This is a genomic window from Mesobacillus sp. (assembly GCF_057785455.1).
In genome coordinates this window covers 1-16,647 of record NZ_JBYNSB010000042.1, presented here as the reverse complement: position 1 = coordinate 16,647, position 16,647 = coordinate 1, and the positions used below count along the sequence as shown (strand labels likewise).

The window sequence follows — 16,647 nt, the reverse complement described above, 5'->3', positions numbered from 1 at the left end:
TTAAAATAAAAACATGTTTGGCAGCTTTTCCAATAATTAGCTGCATACATAACTTTCACTCTATAATGCACCTTATTAAATGGAGGTGTTTTTTATATGGAACCGAATCAACCCGGCAGCAAGAATCTGCCTGATTTCAAGGAATTGCACGACCGGATTATCGCAAATCCTTCTACTGGTCCACAGCTTGTTATAAAAACGAATCTTGACCCAAAAGATGTTAAAGAGGAAAACCCTTATTTTGAAAGTGGACACACATCAAATTCTGAAAAATTCAATGACTATTTTGAGGAGTAACCATGGAAAAAACATTAGCCTACTTAAGGGAAATCTTATCTGATTACACAGAAACATATCCTCTTAGCAAGAAGATTTACCAGCGGATTGAAGCTGGTAATTTTCCGACAGAAGGAGCTTTTGTCAGAGAATTGACCGCTGAAGAGATCGAGTTCCTCGACAAAATCCTTCCAGAAGCTATTGAATATGCCAAGAACGAACAGGATGAGAAACGTGCCCAGCAATTAAATGAAGTATATGAGCTGCTTTTTTAACCATCAGGGAGGAACCCTCCTCCCTGTTCATCGACTCACAACCTCACCAATCTTCTTCTAAAACCTTTCAATCAATTTCCATGTCACCCTTGTATGATTGTTATATAATCTAGTTATTCTATGAAAAACCTTTAAATGGAGGTAAAAGTGAAGAAATTAGGAAGCGTAATTTTAAAATATAAAAAGGCTGTACTATTCATTTGGATAGGGATTATTATTTGTTTCGGATTCTTTGCGTTACAGCTGCCGTCGGTATTGAGCGGAAATGGATTCGAATTTGATGGCGAGTATAAACAAACCAAAAAAATTCTCGAGGAAGATTTCGGTCAGCATACTTCCTCCATCATTGTCTTATTTGAAAAGGACAAAGATATAAAAGAAGAAGATTGGCACTTATTTATAAAGGATTCCTTTGAAAAAGCAGAACAAGCTTCTAAAGCAGAGGATAGTATTTCTCCCTTTCAGCAGGAGGATATGCTAAAAGACAACAGTGCATATGGAATTCTCCTATTCGATAAATCAGCTGAATCCATGACGGATGAAATAAACAATTTGCGGGATGTATTAAAGAATAAAAATGGCCTTACGATATCGCTGACAGGTGAACCAGTCATTGTAAAGGACCTAAATCAGGCCAGCCAGGAGGACCTTGCCAAGGCTGAAATGATCGGCCTTCCAATTGCCCTTATCGTACTGATCCTGGCATTCGGCGGTCTCGTGGCTGCAGGGCTTCCATTGCTTGTGGGGATATTTTCAATCCTTACAACGATGGGAGCAGTATATTTCTTCAGCTACTGGTTTGACTTGACTATTTTCATTTTAAACATCATTCCTATGATTGGACTGGCATTAAGTATTGATTTTGCATTACTGTTCATAAACCGTTTTAAAGAGGAAATTGATAAACATTCAGTTGAAGAGGCTATCCAGACTACAATTGCAACTGCAGGACGTTCCATCATATTCTCTGCAATGTGCGTTTTCATAGGGCTTCTTGGGCTGATATTCATTCAAATTGATATTTTTCAAAATGTCGCAATTGGCGGCATGACAGTGGTGTTGATTTCTGCGCTGTCTGCAATTACTTTTCTTCCTGCGATATTGGCCCTATTGGGTAAAAGAGTCCACGCGTTAAGCTTGCTAAGAGTAAAGAATGACAAGCCGGGGATATGGAGCGCATTTGCCCACTTTGTAATGAAGCGTCCAGTGATTATGTCTTTGCTGGCTCTTGCTTTATTGATTGCAGGACTGATTCCAGTTAAGCAAATGGAACTCACTGTTCCTGGGGTAGATGCCCTGCCTGCCTCCTATGATTCAAGGATTGCATATGACAAATTCCAGGATGAATTTGTTGATAAAAATAAAAGCGGTGAAAAGGAAGTCAAACTTGTACTTGAAACAGAAAGCGATGTTTTGACTAAAGAGAATCTTGAGGCGCTCCAAAATGTGCTTGAAGGGTTTAAGAATGACGAAGCCGTCCAGGCAATCGATTCCATCTTCAGTGTTACTAAAATGGAAGATCAGGAAGCGCTGCTTTATGCTGTTTCTCAGGAAAACAGTCCTATCCAGCAAGCAGCAGACCATTACATTGCGGGTAATAAGATGACAGCAAGCATTTATTTAAAAACCAGCTTGAGTGCGGATGATGCGCAGGATTGGGTAAGGGATGCTGCGGCAAAAGACTATCCTGTTTCCATATCCTTTGGAGGCACACCTAAATTCGAGCAGGAAATCTTTGATGAAATTTTCCAAAAAGCTCCACAAGGGCTTCTGTTAATTCTTATTTCAACCTTTTTGATTCTGATGACGGCTTTCAGATCCCTATTGATTCCGCTTAAGGCGATCATCATGAATATTTTGAGCCTGAGCGCTACCTTCGGAATTGTAGTATGGATTTTTCAGGAGGGACATCTGGGGGTTGAGCCAGCCAGCATTGCCCTGATTCTGCCTGTATTTGTCTTCAGCCTGGTATTTGGGTTATCAATGGATTATGAAGTCTTTCTTATATCACGCATACATGAGGAATATTTGGAAACGAAGGACAATAATCACGCAACATTAACCGGCCTGATTTCCACCAGTAAAATCATCACCTCGGCTGCTGCCATCATGATAGTCGTAACGGGCGCATTTGCCTTTACTGGAGTGGCACCAGTACAGCAAATGGGAGTCGGGATCGCCCTCGCAATTTTTATAGATGCAACAATCGTCCGAATGGTCCTTGTTCCTTCTTTGATGAAGCTTCTCGGAGACTGGAACTGGTGGTTTTTCGGCCTGAAACCCTCAAAAACCAAAAAGCTTGGACACTAAAAAAACAGCAGGGAACCCTGCTGTTTTTCTTATGCCCATTTTAGCCTCTCGCTGACATCGTTTTTTTGTTGTCAACAGGCTCCTCTCCCGACTTCTCACGGTGATAGATGGCATTGATTTCCCCGCCAAGGACAAGTGCCAGTCCCGTCAGGAACAACCATAGCATCAGCACAATGACACCGCCGAGGCTCCCATATGTTGCCGAATAATTGCCAAAGTTACTCACATAGAAAGAGAAACCGAGTGAAATCAATTGCCAAACCACCGTAGCAAAGACTGCTCCTGGAATTACATGCTTGAAAGGATAATGCTTGTTTGGTGCAATACGGTAAAGACCCGCAATCACTGCTACCATTACAACAAACGCTACAACCCAGCGAACAATGCGGAATACTATTTCAAATGGTTCTGGGATATGAATAAATGACTGTATGGAATCGAGCAATACTTTCCCAAACACAGGGAGCAAAAGCGCAACCACAAATGCGAGGATCAATCCGACTGTCAGCAGGATCGATACAAGCCGAGCTTTGATGAAGGATCTAGTTTCCTCAACATCGAACGCGATATTCATCGCCTTCATGAACGCATTCATACCATTAGATGCCGACCAGATCGTTCCGATAATACCGAATGTCAGTAATCCTCCATGCCGTTCACTAACAAGCCTGATGACATTGTCTTTCAGCAGCTGTGCAGATTCGGAAGGAAGCAATTTATTTATGACATCAATTGCTTTTTGAGGGTCGATATTTAAATAAGGAACGATAGCAATTAATAGAATCAGCATTGGAAATAAAGCTAGCATATAATAATATGCCTGCTGTGCTGCCAATCCAGTAGCACGGTCTTCTTTTAATTCGCCTAACAGGCTTTTCCCATAATATATTATTTTGTCCTTCAATTTACGCCTCACCTCTCGATGGTCTTTAAGTATGCTTGTCTTTTCCCCGTCAAGGGTATTTCTAATCATCATAAATATAACCAGTAAAATTCCCACAAAAAAAAGACCACTTCAGGGAAATGGTCCTTTCTTGACTATTTTTCATCTTCAACGTAAGGGTCATGTTCATAGGCAGGAAGATCTCCAAATGCAGTCATGATTCCTTCCTGATCCAGCTCAGCTTCATATTTTTCGTGCTGCTTATTCGGATAAACCGTTATTTCTTTGCCTGTAATATCATTACCTACAAAATTTTCAAAGTCTTCGACGTAACCGACATTTTCTTCAGATTCTATATATGTGTCATTGTAATGATCCTGTGGTGTCATAAAATCTGATGGAGACTCCGATGTTCCCCAGCTGGAAACTTCCTGCCATGAATCCTCAGCATCAAATGCCACATTTTCATCCTTATTATCCAGATCGAATTTTCCAAAAGGCGGCATAAGAACGCCTTCTTCTATAGGACGGTTATGGGAAACCGTGCGGTCAGGTGTATGTTCGATACAAAAGGTGGTCTCCGGAATTGCTTCCAGTCTCTCTACAGGTATTTCCCGCCCGCATTCCTCACACTTCCCGTATGTTCCTTTATCAATAGCCTGTAATGCCCTATCTATATTCTGAAGCTGGTATTCGACATGATCATTTAGAGCGATATCTTTTTCTCTTTCGTATAATTCAGTTCCTTCATCCCCCGGATGGTTATCATAGCTTGAAAGCTCTCCCATCGACTCATGGAAATGCCCGCTCCTTAAATCAAAGTGATCATTTTCGTCAAGGTGGGATTGAAGGTCCTTTTTACTTTTGAGAAGCTCTGCCTTGAATGCCGACAGCTGCCCGTTTGTAAGCATATCAGCTGCTCCTTTCTTAAATAGCGGTTTTTCTTAGCTTGCTGCAATAAGCGGTATTTAATAAAAGGTAATAAGTGTTATGTTTTCCGCTAGTACCACTTTTGGAATTGTTTTCATATTATATATGAAAACTTTCAACAGGGAGTGGTGCCTATGCCTTTATTTGTAAATGGACGTATTTCACCACAGGTTTTTCAGAAGCCTGAAGAAATAAAAGAGTATCAGAATCAGGATAAATACCATTTGAATTTTTTACAGGAACTTTTACACGAGCAGCAGAAAATCAATACTCAATTAACAGGGACTGTTTCATCTTTTGATGAAACATTAACCAAATCACGAAAAGAACAGCACACACATTTCCAGGAATTGGCCTCTGTCCTTGCCAGGCAGGAAAATTTGTCTGAAAAAGTAATTGAAAATATTTACGAACAACAGGAATCCACTACTGGAATAGATGAGAAGCTGGTAAAGCTTGAGGAAATGCATGAACAGTTCGCTAAAAACTTTTTGAGCAAGGAATTAACAAGTCAGGCTATACTTGATCAGCTTGCCCATCAGGAGTCAATGATCCAGAGTTTAAACCGAAAACTGCTCGAATACGAAGACGTTACCACGGCCCTCGTCATACAGGCAAAAAAGCAGGAAGAGCTTCATGAACTGATGGCTAGGCAAGCTGACTTGCAGGGAATATTCCATCAAACAATCATGGAGCGCTTGGGCAAGCAGGATGCTTTAGGCGAAACAATCACTGGCCAGCTAACTGATATCAAGACTTCCTTATCCCAAAAAGCAAATGCTGTATTAAATAAAATAGAAGAACAATACTCAAAAATAACCCAATTTTTCCTCAGCCTTATCATGCCCAATATTTCTCAAAAGAAAATGCTCCAAGAGAAAAGGATTAAAATCACAGAACGCAGGGAAGAATAAAAAAAGCATTGGCTCAACGGCCAATGCTTTTCGCATTAATTTACAATTGTCACTTTAACTTGTTTTCTGCCCCAAGCGATTGCATCATTCTGTTCCGGTACGAACACATCGATTCGGTTGCCTTTAATGGCTCCTCCAATATCAGCTGCTGTTGCATATCCATAGCCTTCCACGTGAACCTTCGAACCTAATGGTATTACTGAAGGATCGACGGCAATAACCTTGGCATCAGGATTCGCTTTTAAATTCACACCTGTTTTTGTAATGCCCGAGCATCCTTCACAGCTTGCGGTGTAGGCCGTTGCTTCTACAACTATTTCCTTCGAAGCTGCAGCTGGCTGTTTTGGCGTTGCTTTCGCAGTCGTAACTGACTTTTCCTGAACTGCAGATTCCTTCGCAGGCGCAGACACAGGTGCTGCAGCGGTCTTAACGGATGTATCATTAGATTTCATTTCAGCCGGCATATTTGTATATACTGTTAATCTGAACCCTGGACGGATAAGGTCAGACGTTAATTTGTTCCATTGCTTTAGTTCACTTACGGATACTCCGTGTGCTTTTGCAATATTCCAGAGTGTATCTCCTTCTCTAACCTGTACGTATTTAATAGGAGAAACTTCTAGCAATTCGTTTGGATGAATCACATCACTAGATAGGTTATTCCATTTTTTAATGGATTCAACTGAGACGTCGTATGTTTTTGAAAGACCCCACAAAGTATCTCCTTTATGTACGACGATTTCCTCAGCCTGTACTTGTGCGCCGGCAGCTCCAGAAATTGCCGCAGCAGCAACCAATGATAATAATGACTTTTTCATTTGTTTGCCTCCCATCGGCTAATTTTTCTAACGTGGATTATCGTAACATAATTTTCACGGAGAAAAAGAACAGTCAGATTTAAATTCCATTACGAGAATAACAGGAATATAACGAGAATATGACTATTTTTCTTAATATTCAGATAATATATTACTTTTTAATCAATAATTTTTTTAAAAATTACATTTTGTTCTATGTATTTACTTTTTAACCATTATTTCCCATCTGCTTTCGAATGCATTTTTTTTACGAAATCTTATGATTATGACTTTAAACTTGTTTTTACCACTAAGATTCTTACTCATTTCTTGATAGCAATTTTACATACCACATCAAAAAAAAGCTAAAACCCGCAAGAGGTTTTAGCTTCATCATCATGCTATAGACTCAATCTTTACTGCACATGCTTTAAATTCTGCAGTTCCGGAAATTGGGTCGTATTCATTCAGGGTCAATACATTGGTTGGGACCTCTGACCAGTGAAAGCTCATAAAAACAAGTCCCGGAACAACTTGTTCTGTGATTTTCGCCATGACCGTCAATGTGCCGCGCCTGGAACTTACTCTTACCATTTCTCCATCACTTATATTTAGCTTCTTTGCATCATCAGGATGGATATCGAGTGTTTCCTCTGTCTGCTTTATTTTAACTCCTGCTGCATAATGTCTAGTTTGAGTATGCGTGTTATATGATTCATACCTCCGCCCAGTAGTCAGCGTGAATGGATATTGTTCATCCGGCTGCTCTAAAGGGGGCGTATAGCCTACCGGCACAAATCCTGATTTTCTGTGATTTTCGCTTTCCATATGGAACCTTTCATGAAGAATTTTGGTTCCTGGGTGCGATTCATCCGGACAAGGGTAATGGATGCCATATAGCTCCTCTAATCTCGAATATGAAATTCCGCCGTACATCTCCCAGGCAAGCTTTCGGACCTCATCCCAAATCTCCTCACTGGATTCATAATCCATCTTGTACCCCATCTTTTTGGAAAGCTCACATAGAATCTCCCAATCTTCCTTTATGTCAGGCAGAGCGTTAACAGCAGTGCGTACACGCTGGATTCTCCGATCAGTATTTGTATAGGTTCCGTCTACCTCCCCCCACGATTTAGCTGGAAGAACAACATCTGCAAGCTCGGCAGTCTCTGTCATGAATATATCCTGTACAATAAGAAGGTCCAGCTTTTCTAATAATTTTTTTGTATGGTTCATGTGAACATCAGCAAGAAGAGGATTTTCTCCTATACAATAAAGTGCTTTGATTTCACCTGTTTCGATCTTGTCAAAAGTCCTAGTCTGGGTATCCCCAACCTTTTGGCTGATTTCCACATTCCAGGCGTCTTCAAATCGAGAACGGTATTCATCAGTCAATAAGCTGACGGCACCTGTTAATTGGTTTGGCAGACAGCCCATATCCCCGGCTCCCTGAACATTGTTTTGCCCTCTCAAAGGCATGATGCCTGATCCCTTTTTGCCAATATGCCCAGTTAACAGTGCAAGATTGGCGATATCAAATACATTATTCACACCGCAGTGGTGTTCTGTTATTCCCAGTGTATAAGCAATCATGGACTTGCTTGAGGATGCATACAATCTAGCGGTCTCTGCTATATCATCAGCAGCAATGCCTGTTATTTCGGATGCGAATTCTGGAGTATACCTGTCAACCTTCGCCAGCAAAGCATCAAAATCTTCGGTATGTCTCCCTATGAATCCCTTATCATATAATCCCTCTGTTATGATGACCCGGATCATGGCGTTTATAAGGGCGATATCGGTTCCTACCTGGATTTGCAAATGCTTCTGGGAAGACTTGACTATATCAATTCTTCGAGGGTCGATGACAATGACCTTTAATCCGGCCTTTGTTGCTTTTTTAATTCTGTTGCCGATGATTGGATGGGCTTCAGTCGTGTTGGAGCCCATAAGCAGTAGCACCTCTGCTTCATCAATATCTTCAAGCGTATTAGTCGGGAAACCGCTTCCAAAAATAGTCGCCAGACCGGCGACACTAGGAGCGTGTCACGTTCGGTTACAGCCATCAATATTATTGCTGCCGATCGCTGCCCTCATGAATTTTTGCGTAATATAATTTGACTCATTCGTTGTCCTTGCACAAGCAAACATAGAAATCGCATCAGGTCCGAAATCCGCTTTGATTGCTGACAATTTATCAGCAATGTACTTGTATGCCTCCTCCCATGTTGACTTTACAAGCTTCCCCGCTTTGCGGATCATAGGTGAAGAAAGCCTTTCAGGTGCATGAACATATTGGTAGGCAAAAGCCCCTTTTACACATGTCTGGCCTTTATTGACCGGCGCTTCTTTATCTCCTCTTATTTTGATGATTTTGTTGTCTTCCACTTCCAAGATAAGACCACAGCCTGTTCCACAATAACCACAAACCGTTTTAACCTGGCTGACCATAAACATATCCCCTCCCGGCATTTTATTATCTAAAGCTTACTTACTTTCATAGTAGTCTAAAATTTGCCAGTGATGTTGGAATTTTCTAAGAAAACTTTGTCGTTTTATCAACATTTTATCGACAAGATACATATACAGGGTTAGTAAGTCAAATCTTTAATCCATGTTATTAGCCTGAGTAAGGAATATGGAAAAATTTGGCTGTTTTCGTAAAGATTATTGACGCACCAATGCTGAATTAACACCACAGAAAAAACAACCGATCATCAATATAAAAAATACATGCCCACAATAAAACAAGACAGGCCTTGGCCTGTCTTGTTTTCCAATTTTATGCTGTTTTAGCCGGAAGCAGAATTTTGAAGGTTGTTCCTTTGTTTTGCTCGCTTTCGATATATACTTTTCCGTTATGGCTCTCGATAATTTTAAAGCTTACCATCAAGCCCAGCCCGTTTCCATTCTTCTTGGTAGTGTAAAATGGCTCACCAATTTTTTTCAAAGTGTCAGGCGGAATTCCAACACCTGTATCCTTTATTGATATTAGCACGTTTCCATCCTGGATTTCAGTTTTCACTGTTAAATCGCCGCCATTTGGCATAGCCTCAATACCATTTTTAATGAAGTTCAGGAACACTTGCTTCAACCTGTTTTCATCGCATTCAATCTGAAGGATTTCAGCATCGGCTTCAAAGGACAGTTTTACGTTTCTCTTCCTGGCTTCGAATTTCAGCATCGATACGACATTCTGAACGATCGAGACAATATTCCGCTCTTCAAGTTCAACAGCTTTCGGTTTAGCCAACACCATGAATTCTTCCACAATATTATTGACCCTGTCAATTTCATCTAGGATAATTCCCAAGAATTCCTGCCTTTGCGGATCTTCTTCATCTAGCTGAAGAAATTCAGCGTAACCCTTCATTGATGTGAGCGGGTTACGTATTTCGTGGGCCACCCCGGCGGCGAGCTGTCCCACTGCAGCTAATTTATCCTGGCGATGAAGCATCTCCTCAGATTTTTTCTTCTCAGTTATATCATTTCTTATTGCGAGATATTGATAAGGTTTCCCTTTGTCATTCAGGAAGGGAACAATGGTGGTATCAACCCAGTAGAAAGACCCATCCTTTGCTCTGTTGCGGATTTCACCCTTCCATACCTGGCCGGATCCAATTGTTTTCCATAGGTTTTTAAAGAATTCCTTGGAATGTAAGCCTGAATTAAGAAGACTATGATCATGGCCGATCAATTCTTCCCTGCTAAATTTGGAAATCTCACAAAATTTATCATTAACGCTTTTGATGACTCCTTTTTCATCTGTAATGGCAACAATGGAAGATTGATCGAGGGCGAATGTTATATCGGTTACTTCTTTGAGCGTTTCCTTCAGGCTCGCCTCGGCTTCCTTCCTTTGTGTGATATCTGAACGTATCGCAACATATTGATATGGTTTTCCTTTGCTGTTCAGGAAAGGAACGATAGTGGTGTGAACCCAGTAATAGGATCCATCCTTTGCTCTATTCCGTATTTCACCTTTCCAAACCTTCCCTGCGCCAATGGTTTTCCACATTTCTTTAAAGAATTCCTTTGGGTGAATGCCGGAGTTGAGAATCGAGTGATTTTCACCCAGCAGTTCAGCTTCACTGTATTTCGAAATCTCTATAAACTTGTCATTGACATAGGTAATATTTCCTTTTGGATCTGTTATTGCTACAATTGCTGATGCATTTAATGCATCAGTTATATCTTTTAAATTTGTATCCGTAACTGCAAGGCGCTTGCTGACAAGTGCACTAGACCCAATCAAACCAGCCAGGATCAAAACAGAGACAAAAATGATTAAATAGCTAAGCAGCGATTCAGGCAAAGCAGATTGTGCCACTGCACCACCCATATGATAAATGGAAGATGCCCTGGTAAGCAGGAGATGTCCCTCGACAATGGCAGCTGTCACAACCAATGCGCTTAAAGGCTTAATCCACCCGTGACTCATTTGTGAAAAGCCTTTTGCTGAAAATAGCAGCCAAAAAGAGAAATAAAAAGAACCTATTACAATTGCCAATGCAATAATCAATATTGGAGTCTGGTAACTGAATTCCAGTTTTCTTGAATACATGCCAAGAATATGGACCACCAGTACAGAAAGCATCATAAAAAAGCTACCGGTGAACAGGTTGCCTTTGGTGACCTTTTTACCAGTCAAAATATAAAAGGCAATTGCTGTAAAAGAGATACTCAGTATAATCGCAAGTATTGTGATCGGAATTTGGTAGGTCACAGACCGGTTCAAGTCCATTGCCAGCATGCCAAAAAAGTTTAGCACCCATATCCCAATCCCCAGTGAAAAAGCTCCGCCGAGGAAAAGAAATCTTTTATTCCTGTCAGAGGACTTAATCAAACTAAATAAATCCAATGCTGTATAAGAAGACATTACTGTCAGCAATATGGCAACTAATAATAAAATTGGATTATAGGATAATTCTGCATTATCCATTAAGGCATCATTCCCCGTTTAAAGTTTTCATTTCGATTGTATGTTAAAACTGTCTCGATTAAAAGTGTTTATTAAACAATTTGTAATAAAGTTGTCACTTTTAATGGCTTGACTTTTTCTTTTTATTTTCTTTCCTTCCCACTGTATAGGGCTTTTTAAACAAACCGTTTTCAACTGGTAAGTATGTCCCGGATTCAATTCCTATATCGGGTACAAAAACACATTTTAAAAAATTTTCAAAAAAAGGCTACACAATTCTGTTTTTAATGTTTATACTGTACTATAACAGGTTAATTAATTTATAAATTGTACTATAAAAGGAGGAAATGATTATTCATGATGAGTCCGGTTGAGTTTTTTCGCAATTTACCAAAGAAGGTTTGCCCTGAATGTGGTGAAAGAATGCATGAGCAAGCTGAATCTTACTTAATGGAATGCGATCGCTGCCTGTCCAAAAGAGAAGAATAAATACAGCTCCTTTAAGATTAGCATCCCCAAACTGTAGACGATCTCGATGAAAATCGTGCTTGTCTGCAGTTTTTTGTTTTTCTAGTTTCTTTAGCTGCAGACTTTCGTTCACAGTGTATACATTTCGGCAAATCAATTAAACAGAACATTTAATTTTTTAGTAGTACAGGAAAAGATCTTAACTTAAAATAAATTTCAGAACAGGAATTTATTCATTATTTATAAGAGGAAATATAAAACAGAGGAGCATTATAGATGGTTACTGAAGAGTTAAAAATGCACATAGCCAAGTTTTCACCTGATTTAGCGATTAATAAGGCTGTGAGGAATGAGAATGGTCAAAATAATGATGTCATTATAGTGAACGATGAGTATGTTTTTCGCTTTCCCAAATATTTTAAAGGAATTTCCGACTTGGAACGGGAGGTTACTTTATTAAAAACAATAAAACAGCGCATCACTCTTCCTATTCCATATCCAATTTATTATTCATTTAAAGATAAGAATCCTCGAAAGGCATTTGCCGGCTATAAAATGATTGAAGGTCAACCTATGTGGAACCAAGATTTTAGCCTAACAGATAAAGAATCTAAGGAGAGAATTGCCTCTCAGCTCGTTAACTTCTTATATGAGCTCCACTCAATTCCAACTGATGATCTTCCTGGAGAAATTCAAGAAAACGCGGAAAGACCTCATCGGGCAGTTGAAATCCTATATGATAAGCTAAAGGACAACATCTTCCCTTTAATTAGTCCAATATCCCGCGAATCAGTATCAGAAAGGTTTGAGCTTTTCATTGAACAACAGAAGACTAAAAGTACTCCTACAGCTTTGATTCATGGAGATTTCGGAGCATCCAATATTTTATGGGATCCACTAACGGAAGAAATCACTGGAATCATAGATTTTGGGGGATCACAACAAGGAGATCCTGCCTATGATTTTGCTGGCTTATTATCCAGCTATGGGGAAGATTTCTTTAATATATGTACAGAGCTTTATCCGGGTGGCCAGCAGATAAAGGATAGAGTTTATTTTTACAGAAGTACTTTTGCGTTGCAGGAAGCACTGCATGGAATAGAAAATGGTGATGAAGCAGCATTAAGGAATGGCATTCAGGATTATATATAATTGTATACAAAAAATAAGAAAAAGAAGCTCCATACAAGAGCTTCTTTTTTAACATCTTAGGAGACCCAACCAGCATCAGCCCAAAACTTTTTTTGGAGCTATTTAGTTGTATGATCTTCATTACTATAGCCGATGTGTGCTTGTTCCGCATAAAAGGTATCTATCCATAAAAAGGTTTTACCTGATTTTATGGCGATCCTTTACAAACACATTTTTCGGTATAATCACCGAGAGACTCATATTCCCTGTAATTCTGTAAGCAAGATATACGATTAATGCTGTTCTTATAGCATTCATTTTTAAATGTCAAACTGGCCTAACATAGCTTTTTCGCTCAAAAGGCGATAGAACAATCCTGATACAGTTCTTCCCGGGAAGGATTTGAGGTCTTTATCCAAATCTGATAACTATGACGTTAACAGATTCTTTAGGTGAAAAACCTCCAATCAGCGTACCGTTATACAGCATAAGCTGAGTTTCAGTTTTTCCCCTTTTGATTATTACCTCTTATCAGGTATAACACCTTTCAAATGCTATTGAGGCTAGTCACTATGCTAAAACAGCACCTTGCAATCGCTTACAAGAATTGAATAGGAATAATCTTATACTCGTTCACTACGGAACGGACACAATTGGTTGAGCCTCCTAAGATGTTAGAATTCTTTTTACACTTTTATTATACCAACTACAGAATGCAGTAAAACCACCTTTTTGTGACAAATCCGTGTCAAAATCAACTTTCCTAATTGTACGAATAACTGTATAACCTTATACAAAAACTATTAAACAGGGGGTGAAAGCAATGGACCAACATAAGAGTGAGAAAAATCAGGAAAAGACACTGAAAGCTACATATACACCGAATCAAAGATTCGTTCCTGGCGGCTCTGTGGATGAGCACCGTGACATCGAAGCTGGAAATATCATACTGACTGGTGATGAAATTAAACAGCAAAATGAAAATCTATAATTTCTAAAGCGAGGTTGCTCTATGGATACAATAGACCCAAAGGATTTAAAGAATGGTGATGAGGTATATGTGATTTACCGAAATCCACATGTCCCCTCTGTTTCGAATATTAAGGCTGCCGAAATCGTTCAGCACCCAAAGGATCCAAATGCGCTTGCGTTGTTCTTGAACGAAACCTTTCATGTTATCGAGGATGATGATGCACTCTTTAGCTCTCAGGAAGCAGCAGAGAAAGCCTATTATGATGCGGCCGATCCCTATAATTACCCTGGTAACTAAAAGCTGCAGAATGGGTTATTGTTACCTCTTATAATAAATGAAGGTTTCATGCTCTGTTGATGGGGTAAAGGACAAATGCAAGCCATATCTTATAGGAGGGATTGCAGATGAAGGTTTTATCGGCATCTTCCAAACTAGTCATTGGCTCTGCACTTGAAGGAGGATTTGTCTATCTAAAGAATGGCACCCTTACCCCCAACAAAATGATTCGACGTGGAAAGCTTTAATTGGGCAAATCCTCTTTCCAGGAAAATCGCACCTTTTTGGTGCGATTTTTCTTTTTACATTTATTAATTTCGGTATTTTTAGAATATTGAAGGATTTTTTAGATCACCACAGAATTGGTTTAAAAGGCTCTTTTTTAAAGCCTGTTTGTGCAAAGATTGTTGCTTTCACCAATGTTGAATTAAAATCCTGTTGATTGTAGTGGAAGGCGCGCAGACTTCTTCCTGATGAAGCGGGCCAGGTGAGACCCCGCAGGAGCGAAGCGACGAGGAGGCTCACCGCACGCCCCAAGAAGAATTTGCTCATGAAAAAGCCGGCAGTTGGGCATTTTCATAATTCTTCAGAGGAAAGCGAAGCGCCTGGAACGGAAATCAACAGCATTTTTATTGCAAAGTCTTCTTTAAAATACATTTAGAAGGAGATTTCAAAAAAGAGATTAGCAACAAAGTAATAGAAATTAGCCTTTTTAAAACAGCCTTAAATAAAATAATAAGCGAGGTGTAAAATTTGCTTCAATATGAAACCGGAGTTAGCCTTGATCCTAATGGAACCAGGCTTGAAGCATCATTCAGAATCGATCTCAGAAAATTTTCCGAGAAAGAATTCAACAAATTCGTAAAGCTTAACTCAGTGAATGACTGGTCCCAGCTATCCTGGAAACAAATTGGCAGGCCCTACGAGGTTACCTCACTTGCCAGCGAAAGAAAAGAATGGGAAAAGGAAAATAAAGCAAGCATGCCTCCAGAAATTTCATGGCAAATGTTTAATAAATCCTTTCATGAATGGTTTGTAAAAGATGTGCCTTCTGAAATGGATCATACCAAGAGGAATTTCATAAACTCACTTACACGATTCAAGTTTGAAGATACGAAATCCGCTATAGGCGATTTAATTAGAATCCACCTTTGGAATTATGCTCACAGAATTGAAGACGGCATTTGGGATCCCCGTGGAAAGCGGGCACTTTTTGAAGGACTTGACTTGATTAAACCCCGGATTCTTTTCCTGGGGGCTGCTGAGGGCTATGAAGCAATGCAGTTAAGTGCCCTGTATCCTGGTGGTGAAATGGTGCTTGTAGACTATGACCCCTTTTGCAAAGACACACGATTTGCTGATTTTCCTGAAGCTTATCCCTTTCTGGGTGTCAATCCTGCGACAGGTGGCGAAAAAATCTACCATAAGAATGACTTCACTGCTGAATATGTTGTTGAAGATATCCGAAGGCTTCCTTTTCAACAGGAATTTGATATCGTCTTAAGCGTAGGCCTTCTTGAACATTTTCCTGACAGCATAAAAAAAGAGGTTATTGATTGGCACAGGAAATTCCTAAAACCTGGCGGGTATATTATAATGACTACACCTAGAGCCCAGTTGAAATCAAAGCTGTATTATGAAATCATGGCCGACGTGATGAACCATACTTACCGGGAACTCATGACGGTTGAACAAATGGGACTTTATTTATACGAAAATGGAATGGATATTCTAAAACATGGCTACATCAAAGTACATAACGGCATTATCGCCCGGCCCCGGTGATACTTTTATAAGTCTTTCTATCCAAACGGGAAAGGCCCTGCAATAATCAGGGCCTTTCTGCATCTATAAATCAGACCTTTTTCCTGGTTCAGTCTGTTGGTTAGTCTGGTTCCCAGTGCTGGCAGTGTAACCAACTCGGTAGACAAAATCTTTCTCTTTTTTTAATGCTTCTGGCATTTTATATTGCTCACTGTGGGATTGAAACTCGCCTTTGTTTGACATCATCTTCCCTCTCTTCAAACAATGTGTATTACTTATTGGTAACCCCTATTATTCAATTCGTCTTCAGAGCCAGCTGAGCGTTCTATCTTGCCGCCAATTTCCCCTTCCATATAGCTATCACTAGCCTGTTCATGTGTGATTGCTAATCCATTCGAAATTTGGTCCTGCCCCTGATAATCAGAAGTGTGAAATGTCCGGCCCGCAAGTTCAGTATTCTTTCCTTCTCCTTTTCTCACTGAATTCCCTCCTTTCTTCTGCCTAGATTATTTTTTGATAGATGAGGCAAAAGCATACTTTTAAAATTCAACCTCTTTTTTATATCCGCTTTTTTTGTTAAAAGCTCTGTTAAACTAGGCTGTTGATTTTCGTTCCAGGCGCTTCGCTTTCCTCTGAAGAATTATGAAAAAGCCCAAATGCCGGCTTTTTCAAGAGCGAATTCTTCTTGGGGCGTGCGCTGAGCCTCCTCGTCGCTTTGCTCCTGCGGGG

General features: G+C 39.9%; 16 protein-coding genes. 9 read left to right on the top strand and 7 right to left on the bottom strand.

All coding sequences use genetic code 11. From position 1 onward, the window contains the following. Window positions 1-96 precede the first annotated feature (96 nt). The 3 genes from AC3EBE_RS16590 to AC3EBE_RS16580 all read left to right on the top strand — a co-directional run bounded on the left by AC3EBE_RS16590 (window position 97) and on the right by AC3EBE_RS16580 (window position 2,861). A complete protein-coding gene (locus tag AC3EBE_RS16590) occupies window positions 97-297 on the top strand; it encodes a hypothetical protein (protein WP_488596153.1) in 201 nt (66 codons plus the stop codon). A 2-nt stretch (window positions 298-299) separates the two neighbouring features. Continuing rightward, the gene (locus tag AC3EBE_RS16585) at window positions 300-551 is read left to right on the top strand and encodes a sigma-G-dependent sporulation-specific acid-soluble spore protein CsgA (RefSeq protein ID WP_488596152.1); all 252 of its coding nucleotides are present in this window, start codon (window positions 300-302) and stop codon (window positions 549-551) included. Between the two features lie 147 nt (window positions 552-698). Further along, window positions 699-2,861: an MMPL family transporter gene (locus AC3EBE_RS16580; RefSeq protein WP_488596151.1), complete on the top strand. Its 2,163-nt coding sequence runs from the start codon at window positions 699-701 to the stop codon at window positions 2,859-2,861. A 40-nt stretch (window positions 2,862-2,901) separates the two neighbouring features. On the opposite strand, the gene AC3EBE_RS16575 is transcribed toward AC3EBE_RS16580, so the two are convergent. Beyond that, entirely contained in the window at window positions 2,902-3,765 is an 864-nt protein-coding gene (locus tag AC3EBE_RS16575; RefSeq protein WP_488596150.1) for a YihY/virulence factor BrkB family protein, read from the bottom strand. Window positions 3,766-3,899: 134 nt separating this feature from the next. Next, window positions 3,900-4,655 carry a TraR/DksA C4-type zinc finger protein gene (locus tag AC3EBE_RS16570; RefSeq protein ID WP_488596149.1) on the bottom strand — a complete coding sequence of 252 codons (756 nt, stop codon included), beginning with the start codon at window positions 4,653-4,655 and terminating at the stop codon, window positions 3,900-3,902. Between the two features lie 153 nt (window positions 4,656-4,808). Here AC3EBE_RS16570 and AC3EBE_RS16565 point away from each other — a divergent pair, with 153 nt between their 5' ends. Beyond that, window positions 4,809-5,588 carry a hypothetical protein gene (locus AC3EBE_RS16565; RefSeq protein WP_488596148.1) on the top strand — a complete coding sequence of 260 codons (780 nt, stop codon included), beginning with the start codon at window positions 4,809-4,811 and terminating at the stop codon, window positions 5,586-5,588. Window positions 5,589-5,623: 35 nt separating this feature from the next. Here AC3EBE_RS16565 and AC3EBE_RS16560 read toward each other — a convergent pair whose 3' ends face one another. The 3 genes from AC3EBE_RS16560 to AC3EBE_RS16550 form a co-directional block, all read right to left on the bottom strand. Then, window positions 5,624-6,406: a 3D domain-containing protein gene (locus AC3EBE_RS16560; protein ID WP_488596147.1), complete on the bottom strand. Its 783-nt coding sequence runs from the start codon at window positions 6,404-6,406 to the stop codon at window positions 5,624-5,626. Window positions 6,407-6,781: 375 nt separating this feature from the next. Beyond that, window positions 6,782-8,836 carry a formate dehydrogenase subunit alpha gene (gene fdhF, locus AC3EBE_RS16555; RefSeq protein ID WP_488596146.1) on the bottom strand — a complete coding sequence of 685 codons (2,055 nt, stop codon included), beginning with the start codon at window positions 8,834-8,836 and terminating at the stop codon, window positions 6,782-6,784. Between the two features lie 331 nt (window positions 8,837-9,167). Further along, the gene (locus AC3EBE_RS16550; protein ID WP_488596145.1) at window positions 9,168-11,327 is read right to left on the bottom strand and encodes a PAS domain-containing protein; all 2,160 of its coding nucleotides are present in this window, start codon (window positions 11,325-11,327) and stop codon (window positions 9,168-9,170) included. A 336-nt stretch (window positions 11,328-11,663) separates the two neighbouring features. On the opposite strand from AC3EBE_RS16550, the gene yhfH reads away from it, so the two are divergent. The 5 genes from yhfH to AC3EBE_RS16525 all read left to right on the top strand — a co-directional run bounded on the left by yhfH (window position 11,664) and on the right by AC3EBE_RS16525 (window position 15,939). Further along, window positions 11,664-11,795 carry a protein YhfH gene (gene yhfH, locus AC3EBE_RS16545; protein WP_488596144.1) on the top strand — a complete coding sequence of 44 codons (132 nt, stop codon included), beginning with the start codon at window positions 11,664-11,666 and terminating at the stop codon, window positions 11,793-11,795. Between the two features lie 255 nt (window positions 11,796-12,050). Then, on the top strand, window positions 12,051-12,926 hold the full coding sequence (locus AC3EBE_RS16540) for a phosphotransferase family protein (protein WP_488596143.1): 876 nt from the start codon (window positions 12,051-12,053) through the stop codon (window positions 12,924-12,926). An 802-nt stretch (window positions 12,927-13,728) separates the two neighbouring features. After that, a complete protein-coding gene (locus AC3EBE_RS16535) occupies window positions 13,729-13,896 on the top strand; it encodes a hypothetical protein (RefSeq protein ID WP_488596142.1) in 168 nt (55 codons plus the stop codon). A 21-nt stretch (window positions 13,897-13,917) separates the two neighbouring features. After that, window positions 13,918-14,175: a transcriptional regulator SplA domain-containing protein gene (locus tag AC3EBE_RS16530; RefSeq protein ID WP_488596141.1), complete on the top strand. Its 258-nt coding sequence runs from the start codon at window positions 13,918-13,920 to the stop codon at window positions 14,173-14,175. Between the two features lie 732 nt (window positions 14,176-14,907). After that, window positions 14,908-15,939 carry a class I SAM-dependent methyltransferase gene (locus AC3EBE_RS16525; RefSeq protein ID WP_488596140.1) on the top strand — a complete coding sequence of 344 codons (1,032 nt, stop codon included), beginning with the start codon at window positions 14,908-14,910 and terminating at the stop codon, window positions 15,937-15,939. 63 nt (window positions 15,940-16,002) lie between these two features. Here AC3EBE_RS16525 and AC3EBE_RS16520 read toward each other — a convergent pair whose 3' ends face one another. Together AC3EBE_RS16520 and AC3EBE_RS16515 are read right to left on the bottom strand one after the other, a co-directional pair. Further along, window positions 16,003-16,164: a hypothetical protein gene (locus AC3EBE_RS16520; RefSeq protein WP_488596139.1), complete on the bottom strand. Its 162-nt coding sequence runs from the start codon at window positions 16,162-16,164 to the stop codon at window positions 16,003-16,005. A 29-nt stretch (window positions 16,165-16,193) separates the two neighbouring features. Beyond that, on the bottom strand, window positions 16,194-16,397 hold the full coding sequence (locus AC3EBE_RS16515) for a YozQ family protein (protein ID WP_488596138.1): 204 nt from the start codon (window positions 16,395-16,397) through the stop codon (window positions 16,194-16,196). Window positions 16,398-16,647: the final 250 nt, after the last annotated feature.

Bases quoted from the DNA above. Each gene is read 5' to 3' on its own strand.
- AC3EBE_RS16590 (WP_488596153.1), top strand. From the start codon at position 97: ATGGAACCGAATCAACCCGGCAGCAAGAATCTGCCTGATTTCAAGGAA.
- AC3EBE_RS16585 (WP_488596152.1), top strand. From the start codon at position 300: ATGGAAAAAACATTAGCCTACTTAAGGGAAATCTTATCTGATTACACA.
- AC3EBE_RS16570 (WP_488596149.1), bottom strand. From the start codon at position 4,655: ATGCTTACAAACGGGCAGCTGTCGGCATTCAAGGCAGAGCTTCTCAAA.
- AC3EBE_RS16565 (WP_488596148.1), top strand. From the start codon at position 4,809: ATGCCTTTATTTGTAAATGGACGTATTTCACCACAGGTTTTTCAGAAG.
- AC3EBE_RS16560 (WP_488596147.1), bottom strand. From the start codon at position 6,406: ATGAAAAAGTCATTATTATCATTGGTTGCTGCTGCGGCAATTTCTGGA.
- AC3EBE_RS16550 (WP_488596145.1), bottom strand. From the start codon at position 11,327: ATGGATAATGCAGAATTATCCTATAATCCAATTTTATTATTAGTTGCC.
- yhfH (WP_488596144.1), top strand. From the start codon at position 11,664: ATGATGAGTCCGGTTGAGTTTTTTCGCAATTTACCAAAGAAGGTTTGC.
- AC3EBE_RS16540 (WP_488596143.1), top strand. From the start codon at position 12,051: ATGGTTACTGAAGAGTTAAAAATGCACATAGCCAAGTTTTCACCTGAT.
- AC3EBE_RS16535 (WP_488596142.1), top strand. From the start codon at position 13,729: ATGGACCAACATAAGAGTGAGAAAAATCAGGAAAAGACACTGAAAGCT.
- AC3EBE_RS16530 (WP_488596141.1), top strand. From the start codon at position 13,918: ATGGATACAATAGACCCAAAGGATTTAAAGAATGGTGATGAGGTATAT.
- AC3EBE_RS16520 (WP_488596139.1), bottom strand. From the start codon at position 16,164: ATGATGTCAAACAAAGGCGAGTTTCAATCCCACAGTGAGCAATATAAA.